Annotated in this window: 15 protein-coding genes; 10 read left to right on the top strand and 5 right to left on the bottom strand. The window is 41.7% G+C overall.

Annotation, left to right across the window (positions count from 1 at the left end; all coding sequences use genetic code 11):
* The first annotated feature begins 103 nt into the window (after window positions 1-103).
* From wtpA to MSHOH_RS20505, 4 genes are all read left to right on the top strand, one after another.
* Window positions 104-1,192: a tungstate ABC transporter substrate-binding protein WtpA gene (gene wtpA, locus MSHOH_RS20520; protein WP_048143730.1), complete on the top strand. Its 1,089-nt coding sequence runs from the start codon at window positions 104-106 to the stop codon at window positions 1,190-1,192.
* 117 nt (window positions 1,193-1,309) lie between these two features.
* Window positions 1,310-2,128 (top strand): ABC transporter permease, encoded by an 819-nt coding sequence (locus tag MSHOH_RS20515; RefSeq protein ID WP_048142495.1) that lies wholly within the window; start codon window positions 1,310-1,312, stop codon window positions 2,126-2,128.
* Window positions 2,115-3,161, top strand: coding sequence for an ATP-binding cassette domain-containing protein (locus MSHOH_RS20510; RefSeq protein ID WP_048142493.1), 1,047 nt, complete (start codon window positions 2,115-2,117; stop codon window positions 3,159-3,161). Before MSHOH_RS20515 ends, MSHOH_RS20510 begins: the two co-directional genes overlap by 14 nt.
* A 13-nt stretch (window positions 3,162-3,174) precedes the next feature.
* Window positions 3,175-3,762, top strand: a complete 588-nt coding sequence (locus MSHOH_RS20505) for a TOBE domain-containing protein (RefSeq protein ID WP_048142491.1) — start codon at window positions 3,175-3,177, stop codon at window positions 3,760-3,762.
* 142 nt (window positions 3,763-3,904) lie between these two features.
* Here the strand turns inward: MSHOH_RS20505 and MSHOH_RS20500 are convergent, their stop codons facing one another.
* From MSHOH_RS20500 to MSHOH_RS20490, 3 genes are read right to left on the bottom strand one after another with little or no spacing between them, the layout of a single operon-like run.
* On the bottom strand, window positions 3,905-4,966 hold the full coding sequence (locus MSHOH_RS20500; RefSeq protein ID WP_048142489.1) for a COG1361 S-layer family protein: 1,062 nt from the start codon (window positions 4,964-4,966) through the stop codon (window positions 3,905-3,907).
* Window positions 4,959-6,137, bottom strand: coding sequence for a COG1361 S-layer family protein (locus MSHOH_RS20495; protein ID WP_048142487.1), 1,179 nt, complete (start codon window positions 6,135-6,137; stop codon window positions 4,959-4,961). Before MSHOH_RS20495 ends, MSHOH_RS20500 begins: the two co-directional genes overlap by 8 nt.
* Window positions 6,134-8,494 carry a hydrophobe/amphiphile efflux-3 (HAE3) family transporter gene (locus MSHOH_RS20490; protein WP_052730952.1) on the bottom strand — a complete coding sequence of 787 codons (2,361 nt, stop codon included), beginning with the start codon at window positions 8,492-8,494 and terminating at the stop codon, window positions 6,134-6,136. Before MSHOH_RS20490 ends, MSHOH_RS20495 begins: the two co-directional genes overlap by 4 nt.
* A 223-nt stretch (window positions 8,495-8,717) precedes the next feature.
* Between MSHOH_RS20490 and MSHOH_RS20485 the strand changes: the two genes are divergently transcribed.
* From MSHOH_RS20485 to MSHOH_RS20475, 3 genes are all read left to right on the top strand, one after another.
* Window positions 8,718-9,497, top strand: a complete 780-nt coding sequence (locus tag MSHOH_RS20485) for a TrmB family transcriptional regulator (RefSeq protein ID WP_048142483.1) — start codon at window positions 8,718-8,720, stop codon at window positions 9,495-9,497.
* A 136-nt stretch (window positions 9,498-9,633) separates the two neighbouring features.
* Entirely contained in the window at window positions 9,634-10,305 is a 672-nt protein-coding gene (locus MSHOH_RS20480) for an MBL fold metallo-hydrolase (protein ID WP_048142481.1), read from the top strand.
* Window positions 10,306-10,418: 113 nt separating this feature from the next.
* On the top strand, window positions 10,419-10,742 hold the full coding sequence (locus MSHOH_RS20475; RefSeq protein ID WP_048142479.1) for a ribonuclease P protein component 4: 324 nt from the start codon (window positions 10,419-10,421) through the stop codon (window positions 10,740-10,742).
* A gap of 34 nt (window positions 10,743-10,776) precedes the next feature.
* Here the strand turns inward: MSHOH_RS20475 and MSHOH_RS20470 are convergent, their stop codons facing one another.
* Both MSHOH_RS20470 and MSHOH_RS20465 read right to left on the bottom strand, forming a co-directional pair.
* Window positions 10,777-11,046, bottom strand: a complete 270-nt coding sequence (locus tag MSHOH_RS20470) for a hypothetical protein (protein ID WP_158024248.1) — start codon at window positions 11,044-11,046, stop codon at window positions 10,777-10,779.
* A 369-nt stretch (window positions 11,047-11,415) separates the two neighbouring features.
* Window positions 11,416-11,721, bottom strand: coding sequence for a signal recognition particle protein Srp19 (locus MSHOH_RS20465; RefSeq protein ID WP_048143728.1), 306 nt, complete (start codon window positions 11,719-11,721; stop codon window positions 11,416-11,418).
* Between the two features lie 185 nt (window positions 11,722-11,906).
* Between MSHOH_RS20465 and MSHOH_RS20460 the strand changes: the two genes are divergently transcribed.
* From MSHOH_RS20460 to MSHOH_RS20450, 3 genes are all read left to right on the top strand, one after another.
* A complete protein-coding gene (locus tag MSHOH_RS20460; protein ID WP_048142476.1) occupies window positions 11,907-12,164 on the top strand; it encodes a hypothetical protein in 258 nt (85 codons plus the stop codon).
* Window positions 12,165-12,364: 200 nt separating this feature from the next.
* Window positions 12,365-13,228, top strand: a complete 864-nt coding sequence (locus MSHOH_RS20455) for a DUF5803 family protein (RefSeq protein WP_239451408.1) — start codon at window positions 12,365-12,367, stop codon at window positions 13,226-13,228.
* 115 nt (window positions 13,229-13,343) lie between these two features.
* Window positions 13,344-14,021, top strand: coding sequence for a type IV pilin N-terminal domain-containing protein (locus tag MSHOH_RS20450; protein ID WP_048142472.1), 678 nt, complete (start codon window positions 13,344-13,346; stop codon window positions 14,019-14,021).
* Window positions 14,022-14,175: the final 154 nt, after the last annotated feature.

Here is a 14,175-nt window from a genome sequence, read left to right as displayed (position 1 = left end):
AGTTTTACTAAAAAGATTTATATCTGTTATGTTAAAGACCACATAACTATTAAAAAAAGCAAAAAGTGAATTTTCAAGATAGAAATAAATGGGAGTTTTCAAAATGAAAGGTAGGATGAAAGTTTTCAAGGTAATTACTATTTTTTTAATCCTGGTTGTATTTGCCGGCCTTGGCTGTATTGACAATCAGGCAGAGGAAGAGAGTACAGTATTGATGGAAAACAACTCTGAAAATAGCCCCTCAGGTGAAGGTATGGTCCTTACGATTTTCCACGCAGGAAGCCTGAGTGTGCCCTTTGAAGAACTTGAAGCGGAATTTGAATCACAGCATCCAGGCGTCGATGTTCAGCGGGAAGCTGCAGGCAGTGCACAGAGTGTAAGAAAGATCACCGACCTTGGGAAAAATGCTGACGTGCTTGCATCTGCAGACTATGCTCTGATTCCATCCATGATGATGCCCGAATATGCAGACTGGTATGCTGCTTTTGCAAGGAACCAGATGATAATTGCCTATACGAATGAAAGTAAGTACAGCAACGAAATCAACAAGGATAACTGGTATGAAATCCTCAGGCGCCCCGATGTCCGCTTCGGCTTTTCCAACCCTAACGATGACCCTGCAGGCTACAGGTCACAGATGGTAACTCAGTTAGCTGAATCCTATTATAACGATGATCAGATCTATGACGACCTTATCCTGGATAACACTGGTATAACTATTACTGAAGAGGAAAATGGGACCTTTGTGGTGCATACTCCTGCAACTGAAGAAATTTCTCCTAATACAAGTAAAATCATGCTCAGGAGCATGGAAGTCGAACTTTCTTCTGCCCTTGAGACCGGGGAAATAGATTATCTCTATATTTACCGGAGTGTAGCTGTGCAGCATGGCTTTAATTATGTGGAACTCCCTCCTGAGATTGATCTTAGTTCAATCGAATATGCTGACAATTACTCAACAGTCCAGGTCGAAATGGTAAACGGAGAAGTGGTTACCGGCTCTCCTATCGTATATGGTGTAACCATCCCGAAGAATGCTGAGAACCCGGAACTTGCCACTGAGTTCGTAAAACTCCTTCTTGAAGAACCAGGCCGGCAGATTTTCATCGAGAACGGACAGCCTCCGATTGTTCCTGCCATCTCTGAAGGAAAAGATGCAATGCCTGAGCAATTACAGGCTCTTGTGGAATAAAGATTAATTTTTCCCTGCAGAAAACTGTATCAAACACCCCTGGTAAAAGGTTAGTAACAGAAAGCAAGGATTCAGGGAATTACTTAAAAGCAAAAACGGCAGTAACAGAGTATAAGAATGAAAGCCATTACCCGAAAAACCCTTAGAATTGAGCCTCTGACTTTCGTCTTTTCCCTCTTACTGCTTGTTCTCTTTCTTTTTATTTTTCTGACCCTTTCAAACATGATTTTCGGCCAAATTCTGGAAGATTTTCCAGGTTTGGTGAAAGCTGCAGGAAACCGCTCGGTAATGGCCGCTATATTATTTTCTTTATATGCTGGTTTTCTTGCAACCCTGCTGTCTCTGTTCCTCGGAGCTCCTGCAGGCTACATCCTTGCAAGGTTCGATTTTCCCGGGAAAAGGCTGGTTGAGAGTATAATTGATGTTCCTGTTGTAGTCCCGCACACGGTTGCAGGAATCGCTCTTCTTACGGTTTTTGGATCAAGGGGGCTTATTGGCGGTCCTCTTGAGCCCTATATTCAGTTCCGTGACGCTCTTCCTGGAATTGTAGTTGCAATGCTTTTCGTATCCCTTCCATACCTGGCAAATTCTGCAAGGGAAGGCTTCAAAAGTGTGGATCCGAGGCTTGAAAACGCAGCCCGTTCTCTGGGTGCCCCCCTATGGAAAGTATTTTTCTTTATAACCCTCCCGCTTTCAGCAAGGCATCTCTTAATAGGTTCGGTCATGACCTGGGCCAGAGCTATAAGTGAATTCGGAGCGGTTGTGATTATCGCCTACTATCCTATGATAGGTCCCACTCTTATCTATGACCGTTTTATTTCTTACGGGCTTTCGGCATCCAGACCCATAGCCGTACTGCTCATACTGGTCACGCTTTCGATATTTCTTATTATAAGAATTCTCTCCGCAAGCTGGAGTATATATGATAGAGATTGAATTCCTCTCCCGGAAATGGAAAAACTTTGCTCTCGACAGCCTCAGTCTTAAAATTGAGTCAGGGGAATACTTTGTGATCCTTGGACCTACGGGTGCAGGAAAAACTCTTCTTTTGGAACTGATAGCGGGCTTTCATTCTCCTGATTCCGGAAGAATATTGATTGACGGTGAAGAGGTAACCTACCAGCCTCCGGAAAAACATAAACTTGCCTTTGTCTACCAGGATTATTCTCTCTTTCCTCACATGAGTGTGAAAAAGAATATTGAGTTTGGAATGCGAATGAAGAAAATAAAGTCAAGGGAGAAACTCTCTGAAGTTTCCAGAGACCTGAAAATCACTCATCTTCTTGATCGCTATCCTCTTACGCTTTCAGGAGGTGAACAGCAGAGAGTTGCCCTTGCCAGAGCTCTTGTTACCGACCCTAAAATTCTACTTCTGGACGAGCCTCTTAGCGCACTTGATCCCAGAACGCAGGAAAGTGCAAGAGAACTACTTTCAGATCTTCACAAAAATAAAAGGCTTACTGTATTGCATATAACGCATGATCAAACCGAGGCCCGCATAATGGCTGATAGGATTGCAATTATAATGGATGGAAAACTTGTGCAGGTTGGGACTCCGGAAGAAATCTTCGAAAAACCGGTTAACAGTCAGGTAGCAAGCTTTGTAGGATTTGAGAATGTGCTGAAAGGCAGGGTTATTTCTGCTGATCGCGGACTTCTAAAGATAGAAGCCGGAGAGACATTTTTTGATGCTTCAGGTGAGGCAGAAGTGGGAGATGCAGTATACGCCTTCCTGAGACCTGAAAACATAGCTTTAAGTAAAACTTCCGCACAATCCAGCATCAGAAACTCTCTGCAGGGCAGGGTCACGGAAGTCTGGATACTTGGAGCTCTTGTACGGGTAAAGATTGATTGCGGGATCCACCTGAATGCCCTTATAACCCGGCAATCGGCAGAAGATATGAATATCTCTCCGGGAGTCCCTGTATATGCCCAGTTTAAAGCAAGTTCTGTCCATATTCTCCGTTAAAAGGTGAAAGTCTGTGAAAGCGAAAACAAAGCTCTGGTTTACCGAAGATGGAAAAACAGTTATGGGTGCTGGCAGAGCCGAGTTATTGAAAACGATTGACGAAGAACGCTCCCTTCGGAAAGCCTGCCAGAAACTCGGAATCTCATACAAGCATGCCTGGATGATGCTTAAAAAAATGAACGATGCCCTCGGCGAGCCTGCGGTAGTTACTGTGCGTGGGGGAAAGGAGCAGGGCACTTTCCTGACCGAGCTCGGAAGAAAACTGCTGGTCGAGTACGAGACAAATAAAAAGGTGATTAATGAAGCCGTAGGGGACGAAACCTCCTGGGAAAACGTAAGTTTTAAGCTTTCGGCCCGAAACAAGCTTCCCGGAAAAGTAATTGAAGTCGAAAAAAGCGGGCTTGTCTCGAAGCTCACCATTGAGATCGAACCTTCAGTACTGACCTCCGTAGTTACGGAAGAGGCAGTAGAAAAGCTTGACATCAAACCCGGAGACCGGGTTTATGCAGTCATAAAATCCACTGAAGTAATGGTCGCAATAGCTGTCGGTGAGAAAGAGTCTGAAAGTTCCAGTTCAAAAAAGTCTGATCTCTCAGACTGAGTATCTCTTTTTTAGATCCAGTATATTTTTGAGATCTTTAATTTTAAGATCTGTAACAAAGCAACAAAAAAGGATATGTGTGCCTGAAAGAGTCATATTTACAGGCACGTTTGCTTGACTTCTCAGTCTTCCAGCTTTCCACTTATTCCTGCTTCTGTTTTTTTCTGAAAATGACGAAACAGGCGGCAAGAGCCATGAATACAATACCGGTTCCAAACTGGTATCCTGGAAGGCTTTCTTTGGCAGGCAGAACCTCTACATTAATCTTGACAGTATCTGAGACCTGGTCATGCCCGTCTGCATCTTCATAGAGAATCTCACTGCTTAGAGAGTATGGCTTTGGAGTTGCAGTTTCGTCTACATCCATATCAAAAACAGCAACAGCTTCTTCTCCCGGATTCAATGTTCCAAGGTAAGCCTGGTCGTCGGTAGTACTGAAGGGGTCAGCTGCACTGAGTCTAACAGTTACATCTTTTGCAGGTTCTTCCCCAGTATTCTTGTATGTGACGCGGAGCACTCCACCTTCATCAGGGTAAAGGTCACCCGTTACATTTGTAACTTCAAAGTAAGGCTCCTCTTTGACTTTTATGTATATAGTTTGAGTCTGAGTCTTGTTTTCGTACCAGATACCTACGTCCTTATTTGTCACAATGCCTGTAGTAGTATCATATTCGTCTCCCCCAAGCTGAACATTGTTCTGGTACTGGTATGCAAGTTCAAGAGTCAGAGGATATATACCTGCAGAAGTGTTTTTATTAATCTCTACAGTGAACTTTGTAGGACTTGAGCTCTGTTTTCCCTGTTTGAGGGTACCTGCCTGCTGGGCTCCGGATTTGACCTTAATATTTGGATCATCGGATTTAAGAGTTGCAAGAATGCCTACTGCTGTTGTAACCTGCGACTCATACTGCATTTCTGTCTGCTGGAGCACCAGATCCAGTGATTCCCCAAATCTCACGTCTTTATCAGCCTCAAAGCCTGTGATTGTTCCTTTATTCATCATTTCAATATTAAGGGTTACAGTATCTCCTCTGGAATACTGGTTGTCTCCAATGAGCGTTGCATTAAGGTCAGGACTTCCATACACATTGTAATAGTTCTCACTAATATCGAAATTTTTGGGGAAAGCAGCCTGTGCTGGCAGGGCTGCAGAGCAGAGGATCAGAAGGGTTGTAATAGTAGCAAATAATCCATTTTTATTCATTTTCATCACCTGATGCATTTTCATCGCTTGGTGCATTTTCATCGTTTGATGCATTTTCATCATTCTTGTTTCTTTTCCGGTGCATATTCACGATTTGGTAAAGGGCGATAACGATAATCAGTATAATTGCTATTCCTGTTATGCTAAATTTTTTCTCTGTAGCTTTTAGAGGTATATGCACTTTCATGCTTTCTGAAAATGAGGTCTCTCCGTCTTCATCGATATATTTTATTTCGCTGTTAATTCCGTAGTTCTTTGCAAGGGCTTCCTGATCTGCCGAAATTTCAAAACTGGCAGTTTTTTCTTCTCCAGGACCTATATCTCCGAGCCTTACTATAGACTTCTCAGTGCTCAGGGGGCTCATAACGATTATCCGGGATAAAGCGTCTCTTGCTACTTCTTCTCTTGTGTTTTTATAGGTAACATTAATGAGTTTGCTTTCTCCCTGTACAAGGCTTCCAGTGACATTGGTTACTTTGAATTTAGGCCCGCTTTTTACGGAAATGGGTATTCTGAGAGTTTCATTCTTTGTTTCATACACTCTTGAATATTCCACACCTGTAATCCCGAGATTTATTGCATCCGCAGTTACGGTTTTGACATTTGCTTGGTATTGATAACTTACAGGCAGGATGAGCTCATAATTTCCGGCAGGTGTATCACTATCTATTTTGATGGTGTAACTGAGGGTTTCTGTATCTCCTGTTTCAAGTTCTTCTACACTCTGGAGATTGGCTGTGGATTCGACTTCGATGTATTTGGTTTCCGATCGAAGGGTAGCCTCGATATCTTTTGCCGTTGTGGCTTCTTCTTCTTCTTCCATCTCTGCCAGTGCGATTGTTTCCTCAGTTGAGTCGTTTATTCTTTTCTGGTTTGCATTGAGCCTCTTAAAACCATCTATTACTCCAGTGTTTGCGATTTTTACCTTCAAGTCTACTGTTTCTCCTCTTGTTAACTCGGGATCTCCTGTCACTGATGCCTTTATAATTGGCTCTCCGTAACTCTTGTAGTAGTCTACAGTAGACCCTTGATCCAGAACAATGAAATTAGTTTCATCATCATCGTCCCCGAGGGCTGGAAGTGCAGTCACTGATACAATTAATAGAATTAACGCAAATGAAGTAACTTTCTTAATCATTTTTTGCCTTAATTTTCTGGGCATTCGTGTCATATCTCGGCCCCCTGAATTTGTTTTTTTATCTCTGTCTGTTTTTCTGCTGCCTTGGATCCTTTTCTTTTATCGCGCCACGTATCAAGTAAGATCATAAGTGGTGGGAAGACCACAAAGGTTGCCAGGAGTGCCAGCACGATGTCAATAACCGTAACCATCCCAAAGTCAGATATCATTGGGAAAGGAGAAGCCAGCAATGCCATAAACCCGAATACTGTTGTAGCTCCTGAAGCGACGATTGCGCTTCCTATTTTGGAACTGGCCATATTGATTGCTTCCATAGGATGCAGCCCTTTATCTTTTTCTTCAAAGTAACGTTCCATCATAAGGATAGCATACTCGGATCCGACTCCCAGAATAAGAGCTCCAAGAGTAGCTGTTAAAGGAGTGTAGCTGATGTTGAGCAAGCTCATTACTCCTCCTGACCAGCCGATAACTATAACCATTGGGATCACAGGGACGAGGGCTTTCACCCAGTCTCTGTAAACAACGAAGAGACCTATGAGCACGAGCACAAGGCCCAGGAAAGTCATTGCCACTCTTCCGCTGGTAAGTGCAGTAATCACTTCTATAAAAACCACATTGTTTCCCGTAATAGTAACTGCTGTACCTGGTGGAGCTGGCATCCACTGCATATCCTCTTCGACAATGTTTGTAAGTTCCTTAATTCCTGTTACCTTAATGTCTGCAACCGCATTCCCTATATTGAAATTCAGGAGAAGCATATTTTTCCCATAGATATAGCGGTCTTTTTGAGCCTCAGGGATTTCGGAATAAATATTCTCTATCTCCTGGCTGGTATCAGGAATTACTCCCCCATTATATTCCTTTACAAGATCTACAATGCTCGAGGCACTGTAAATATGGCTATTGGATGCCACCCCATGTTCGGAAAACTGTTCAATCCATTTCAGGACATCCGGGCTGGCTGTATCCTCAACTTTAATGATCAGATTTAGTTCATCGGTTCCACCCATGACATCTCCCATGTGACTGAGGTCCACAAGGGCAGGCATATCCTGAGGTACAAAAGTCTGAACATCAGTCTGAATAGGTACGGACTGATCGAGGTAGAGGCCGCCAAAACAGAGTAAGCATGCAATTCCCAGCACGATAACATCGTATTTAATTGTCAGAATGGTAGTTTTCTGGAGAACTTTCCCTATTAGACGGTCGCTTTCACTCTCTCCTTCAGGCTTTTTCTTTTTTTCCGGATTTGAAGGCTTTATCTTTTTTGTTATTTTGTTCAAGGGGTTCCTATCTGAGTAGCTATCAAATATTGAAAGTATTACAACCCCTACAAATATGGAAGCAAGGTAACACATGGCAATGCCTATCAGGAGCAGTTTTCCAAAGTCCTGAATCATTGGCACAGTAGATGTGAAAAGGGAGAAAAAGCCAAGTGCTGTCATTACCAGAGCTATAAGAACAGCAGGACCTGTATGTTTTATGGTTTCTATAACTGCTCTACTTTTATTCCCTTTATCCACCATTTCTTCTTCAAGCCTGTTATGGAACTGAATCGCATAGTCAATCCCTACACCTATGAGGATTGGGAATGCAGACATGGTAACCATTGACATCGAAATTCCAATGTAACCCATAGCTCCAAAAGTATAAACAATGCCTAGAAGAACCACTGGTAGAGGAAGAATACACCAGCGGACATGTTTGAACACAATGAGCAGTACAATAAGCATGAAAATGGCGGAAAGCCCTAAAAGGATACCCATGCTGGAGTTCATTTCGTAGTTCATGGAGATGCTAAATGCCGGGTCACCTGTAACAATGATATTATAAGAAGGTGGAAATTCAGCAAACGATACAGCATCTTCAGTTGCAGTAAGGATATCTTCCTGTGTTTTATCACTGGCTGAACCAGCCATAACTACCGAAATCAGCATATGAGTATTGTCAGGAATAATCTGGCTGAAAATATCAGGATTTCCATCTATTATGGCTTTAATTTCTTCATCGGTTTCAGGAAGTTCATACCTCCCTGTCATCTGATAGTTGACAGTTTTGATCAGGGAGGCAGGGCTTGTAGTCTCAATTACTCCATTTGTTGCTCTTAACTGATGTTCCAGCCTGTCTACAGCTTCCATCAGGTCGGCATTCTTCACTTCATTGCCCTCTACCATTACCACGATGGATTGTGTCTGAAAAATACTCTGATAAAGGTGATCATAGTCCTGGTAGAGAGGAGAGTCTTTTCCAACAAAGGTTTCCGTGCCTGATTTCATCTCGATTAGCTGTGCGCCCTGCATTGCTATGATTATAAACAGGAAAGCTATCAGGAGTACGGAAAAACGGTTATTCTGAACAAAAAATCCCAGTTTTTCAAAAGTATTTTTAATAGTGAATTCCCCTCATAATTTTTATTACGAAGTACAGTTTAGGGATCTTGGTGTATCTCTCCAGCTGGAAGTCTCTCTGGACCGGAGGTTTGTGATTGAAAACTTATTCCCTGTTAGTACAGTTTTTCTTTTTTACTGTATGAATAGTTATTTAATGTTTGCTCTCTGAGTGGTATGTATATGTAGAAAAGATTTAAATCTATTGTTACTTTAGGGGTAACAAATGTTTTCACAAATTAATCCTCAGTTAATTTGCAATCTGGAGAGACTAGGGCTAACTGAAAATGAAGCAAAAGCCTATGTAGGAATTGTCAGTCTGAGAGAGGCTACTGCCAGGGAAGTCCATGAACTTACGAATGTGCCAAGAGCCAAGATATATGAAGTCCTTAAAGTGCTGGCAAAAAAAGGCTATCTGGAAATTCGACAGGGATCTCCGACTTATTTCCGCGCAGTTGACCCCAAACAGGTGATTGGCAAGATAAAAGATGAATTCATTAACTGTGCAATCGAGGCTCTTGATCAGCTTAATGAATTGAGTTATGAACTTCCTAAAACGTCTCCTGTCTGGTGTATCCAGAGTGAGTGGGGAATAAAAAATAGAATTCGTGAAATCCTTAGCGGTGTAAAGGAAGAGCTGATCATTTTCTCATCCAGCCCTGAACTCTTGCAGGAGTTTGAGGCAGAACTGAAAAAACTGGAAAAATCCTGCAGGTTAACCCTAATTGTGAATGATATTAACAAGTTCGAATCGCTGCCATTTGAGTTCCTGGAAACTACAAAAGAGTTTAGTGAGTTTATAAACAATATTGTAGTTGATGGAGTCAGGTATGATGAAGAATTTTTTATGATGGCGGATGGTAAAGAATCAATAGGTGTCCATTGTGCAGGAAATAAAAGAGAAGCAGTTGTAATCAAACTTCCAGTTGTTTGTTTCTTGCAGAAAATGATCTATGATAGGGTGCTTGAACCAAGTTTCGTTAAAAAGGATCTTAAACCTGTGTGAAAACCTTGCTCTCTACCTCTCAAAGAAGATCAGTGTTTTCGGATACTATTAATATGATCCAATAAATCTGAAAAATAGAGTTATCTAACAGGATTCTTTTTACTGATGAGGAAGCGGAGTTCAGCAGGTGTACATGATGAATACTGTGGAAATTGAAGGCATTAGTATTCAATGGTTAGGCCATTCCGGTTTTTTGCTTGAAGGGGACGGCAAAAAAATCTACATCGACCCCTATCAGATAGATGAAGAGCCGGCTTTTGACAACAAGGCAGACATTCTCCTTATCACGCATGAACATCTTGACCATTGCAGTCCTGAGGATATCCGGAAGGTCAGGAGATCAGACACTACCACCCTTATTCCTGAGAGCTGTTCCCTTGAGTTCAGAGGAGATGCAAGAAGAGTTGCAGAAGGCGATATTCTGGCTGACGGGCTTGAGATCAAAGGGACCCGTATTGAGGTGGTGCCAGCCTATAACCTTGATAAACCCTACCATCTCAGGGGGCTTGGAGTTGGGTATATCGTAGAACTTGCGGGACTGAGGATTTACCATGCAGGAGATTCTGATTTTATCCCTGAAATGGATTCCATTAAAGCTGATGTGGCTCTTCTGCCTGTTGGGGGGACGTATACCATGGACGAGGAAGAAGCTGCCAGCGCAACAGCAGTTATTTCTCCGGACTTTGTTATTCCCATGCACTATGGTTCGGAAGGAATCGACGGAGATCCCGAAAAGTTTAAAGCTCTTGTGCATAGCAAGAACCCGAATATTAAAGTAATTATTCTTAACTCCACCCTTAAATCCTGATCTTACTTTTTTAAAAAGATTGAAGCAGGATTTCCGGGAATGAAATACCGGGGAATAAAAATATTGGGTAACAAAAATACCTCGCAATAAAAATACCAGGAACAGGTCTACCAATGCCTAAAGCAGCCAGGAAACAGCAGAAAAACCTTATCCAGAATATCGCAGCCCAACGTATGTGGCGGCTTTTTGAGCTTGCAAAAAGCGAATGTCCAGAAAACCCTGAACGCAGCAGGCGTTACGTGCAGCTCATACGCAACATCTCTATGAGGAACAGGATGAGCATTCCAAGGGAAATTAAAAGCAGGATTTGCAAACACTGCTATGCTTTACTAATGCCCGGACATAATGCTCGCTATAGATTGAAAGAAGGGTTTATTGTCATATCCTGTGAGCACTGTGGAAAGGAAATGAGATACCCTTATAAAAGATTAAAGTAAGGACTAATTGTATGGCTGCTTTATTATGTTCAGATTAAATAAGCAGCGAGGTTAAAGCTTCCTTTACAACGTAGGTAGCAACGAGGATCACTGTCACAATCATGAGGTATACAAAAACATTTCTGTAAACCACATCTTTGTCTGATCCTGCCTTCATTCCAAGGGCTCCTGGACAGTTTTCACAGGAAGCAGCTCCGCACCCGCATCCGAGATTTATTTCCTTGTAAGAGCTCTGGATTACTTTTTGGGAACTACCTGGTCCGTTATTTATAACGGGCAGCGTTTTTTTGTTATTTTCTGTCATATCTGCAGGTTTTGTTTTCAAATGATATAAACATTCTTTTTAATTTCCTGTACAGTTTTTCGATTAGATCCTTTAACCAGAGTCTCTCGTTTCATTATTATATTCAATTACTATTATAATACCGATCTAATATATAATATATGCATTTGTATTTGAAACTTTGTTGCCTTCAAGAATTTCACAGATTTATGCAAAGAATTGTATAGAATAGGTTCATACACAAGACAGGTCCTTAAAATGAATATGTTCAGTTCTTTGAGGGAAATGAGGCTGGTTAGAAAAAGATCTTTCGGGACTGAAATCTATTCAAAAGCCCCCTATAAATGCCTCTTTTCTTCAAAGAAACTTACATTCAGAGAAACTTCTAATTCATGCACGGGCAGGGGTTTCCTGTCCTCTCATCTTCTTTATGGATAATGAGATTTGTTTTGCAATAACGGATTTTGGGCCTTTATCATCCACCAGCACTCTACCACTAACTTCCCACCATGATTTGGGATAAGCTTTCTCAGGCTCTACTTCGGGGTTCAGGCCCAGCTGCCTGGCAGCTTCTTTGATTTCATTCAGGTGAGGTTCTTTTATCGCATTCTTTCGGGAGATTATCCTTCCACTGCTTCTGGATTTCGTCTGGTCTATGTATGCAGGCCAGATTACAAGTTTTCCCTTATCTTTCATCATCATGCTATCTTTGTCCTAAATTGTTTTCATGGAATTTAAAACTGCCCTGCAGATTCCGCAGTGTCGGAGATTGTTCTTGTCAATGTGAAATTTCCGGTTTTTCTATAAGCTGATAACCTTTAACTCGATCTGCTAACATGTAATTATTTATCTTTCCCGGATAATTTCTTCATGGTGAATATATGATCCCGGCATTTTCAATTGATGAAAAAGTCAGGGCTTACGTCAGGAAGAGCGGACAGGACTTCAGGCTTTCCACTTCTCCAGATGGCCCTGTACTTCTCCCTCTTGGGGAATTCTCTCCCAAATCTTCTGATATGAAAATCCTTGTTGGCGGCAATATTCTTTATGTTTCCAAACTTCAGGCAAAATATATCAAAAAAATTGACTGGCCTATGGTAGAAAGATATCTGAATTCTTCAAAGGAATCAAAAACTTGAGCCTTCAGCAAAGGTGTTAAGGAGGAGCAATTCAGTTTTTTCTGACAGGTTATCCGTTTTGTTTATTAAGAAGAGAGAGCATAGGATAAAGGCTAACCTGTTATGATCCTGCAAGCTTTGCTCTTAGTAGAAAATTTACGAAAAAGGCTAAAGGCTGAAAAAGGCTCGTTTCAAGCCCAAGGGAGAATTCTTCCGTGAAAATGAAAACAAAATATGTATTTATACTTCTTGCCCTTCTGGTGATCTTCATATCGGGCTGTATTGATCAAAAAAAGGAGATCACTCTGGATGAACCTGGCAATATTTCCAGCTATGAATTTGAAGTCTTTCTGGATGAATGGGATAATGAAATTCCAGCAAACACCACCACATACTATATTATGAGCGATAAAACAGAAGTGCAGGCTGTACATATCGTCATAAATAGCAGCAAGCTTGAAATTTTCCCTCCTGATTCCCTTGGCGGCGGTGGCCCTGAGAAAGATCCTATTAAAAACTTTGTACTCCTGGTAGAACCTGCAAATGAAACTGTGGCGAGTTCAGAAACCTTTGTGAGACTTTCAAACAACAGCAACGTTTCGGATATCAACTATACTCTAACGCAGGATATTGTCCGGAGTATGAAGGTGGTAAACCTTGAGTTTGAAGAACCTGTTACAGGTTTTATTGCATACACCCTTGAAACACCCGGAACCCAGAGTTTCACTTTTATGAGACCTGACTCCGAGTTCATCCGTGTAGTTCTTCCCGAAGGCTATGTCACAGGTAACAGGGTGTTCGGAATAGCAAGGCCTGAGCCCTCTGACACAAGTTTTGATGAGAAAGGAAGGCAGACTCTTCTGTGGATCTCTTCCAAAATGGGAGATCGTGAGGAAGCTATTCAGGTTAAATACTATACCGAGTCTGCACCTATGTATTTCTTCGCTGCAATTATAGCTCTGCTCTTCGGGGTTGCTATGGTGCTTTCGCGTTACTCCAGAAGTAAAAAAGAATTGGAAAGTGTTCGAGAGATCTTTGAACTCGAAAAAGAATATGAGGAGAAAGGACGTAGGAAAAATAAATAACTTAAGATAACCTTTTTCTTTATTCTCCTTTTTTTCTATGTACTTCTTGGAAAAAAAAGACTATATTTAGTCAAGAAGTAAATTATTTATTCGAATCTGATGTATTATCTTCTTGATGAAGGCATTGGGAAATCTACGACATAAACTCTTTTATTTCTTAAGGTCTGAACCGAAAGGTCTCTCTCCTGTTATCGGTTCCCTTCTCCTTCTGCTAATTACGTTTGTATTTGTGGGTGCAATTGTTAGCACTATTGATCTCTCTGGAAGCAGAACAAACCTTCAGCCTCCTGTTGCAAGGATCACTCTTGAATCCTGTGAAGGAGGGATTTACGGAGTTTGGCCAAATGCCGAGATGGTCAAATTTGAAGAAAACAGGATCGTTCTTATGCACGATGGAGGAGATTCCCTTTCATTAGATTCCATCTCTATAAAGATCTCAGGGTATGGAAACTCCTACAGGCCTGTTTTTGGGCAGGGCACTCTCAGGGGAAATCTCTCTGTTTTCTACCTGGATTTGAATTGCAGAGGAAAAAATCCTTCATATTATCTTATCAATAATAAAGCCACTCTTGAAGATGGTTCATGGGATGTGGGAGAAAGGCTTGTACTCTGCGGGCAGGACAGTGCAGTAGGAACCGTTAAATCCAGCGTAAAAGTTAGTGTAGACGGAGACGATAATACCTCCGACAACTATGGCTTTAAAGCAGGTACTGAAATAACTCTGAAAATAATTGATTCTAAAGGCAGGAATGTTATTGCTGAACAAAAGGCTGTTGTCAAGCTTGCTGATTGACACAAAAACTATGGACGGTAGGAACCCATGCTTCTTTTCCGGGCGCCCGTTACGAAGCATTGACGCCTTAGATTTATTCTGGTCTATTCCATCCGGTTCACATAATGATAATTGGCGAAGATTCTGTTTGTTTCTGAGAGAGATGCTGTATCTG

The sequence above is a fragment of the Methanosarcina horonobensis HB-1 = JCM 15518 genome (assembly GCF_000970285.1).
Taxonomy (GTDB): domain Archaea; phylum Halobacteriota; class Methanosarcinia; order Methanosarcinales; family Methanosarcinaceae; genus Methanosarcina; species Methanosarcina horonobensis.
This window is presented reverse-complemented; position numbering and strand designations above follow the sequence as displayed.

What these genes read in the sequence shown, in the direction of transcription:
- wtpA (WP_048143730.1), top strand. Translation starts at nt 104, where the DNA reads ATGAAAGGTAGGATGAAAGTTTTCAAGGTAATTACTATTTTTTTAATC.
- MSHOH_RS20515 (WP_048142495.1), top strand. Translation starts at nt 1,310, where the DNA reads ATGAAAGCCATTACCCGAAAAACCCTTAGAATTGAGCCTCTGACTTTC.
- MSHOH_RS20510 (WP_048142493.1), top strand. Translation starts at nt 2,115, where the DNA reads ATGATAGAGATTGAATTCCTCTCCCGGAAATGGAAAAACTTTGCTCTC.
- MSHOH_RS20500 (WP_048142489.1), bottom strand. Translation starts at nt 4,966, where the DNA reads ATGAATAAAAATGGATTATTTGCTACTATTACAACCCTTCTGATCCTC.
- MSHOH_RS20495 (WP_048142487.1), bottom strand. Translation starts at nt 6,137, where the DNA reads ATGACACGAATGCCCAGAAAATTAAGGCAAAAAATGATTAAGAAAGTT.
- MSHOH_RS20485 (WP_048142483.1), top strand. Translation starts at nt 8,718, where the DNA reads ATGTTTTCACAAATTAATCCTCAGTTAATTTGCAATCTGGAGAGACTA.
- MSHOH_RS20480 (WP_048142481.1), top strand. Translation starts at nt 9,634, where the DNA reads ATGAATACTGTGGAAATTGAAGGCATTAGTATTCAATGGTTAGGCCAT.
- MSHOH_RS20475 (WP_048142479.1), top strand. Translation starts at nt 10,419, where the DNA reads ATGCCTAAAGCAGCCAGGAAACAGCAGAAAAACCTTATCCAGAATATC.
- MSHOH_RS20470 (WP_158024248.1), bottom strand. Translation starts at nt 11,046, where the DNA reads ATGACAGAAAATAACAAAAAAACGCTGCCCGTTATAAATAACGGACCA.
- MSHOH_RS20465 (WP_048143728.1), bottom strand. Translation starts at nt 11,721, where the DNA reads ATGAAAGATAAGGGAAAACTTGTAATCTGGCCTGCATACATAGACCAG.
- MSHOH_RS20460 (WP_048142476.1), top strand. Translation starts at nt 11,907, where the DNA reads ATGATCCCGGCATTTTCAATTGATGAAAAAGTCAGGGCTTACGTCAGG.
- MSHOH_RS20455 (WP_239451408.1), top strand. Translation starts at nt 12,365, where the DNA reads ATGAAAACAAAATATGTATTTATACTTCTTGCCCTTCTGGTGATCTTC.
- MSHOH_RS20450 (WP_048142472.1), top strand. Translation starts at nt 13,344, where the DNA reads ATGAAGGCATTGGGAAATCTACGACATAAACTCTTTTATTTCTTAAGG.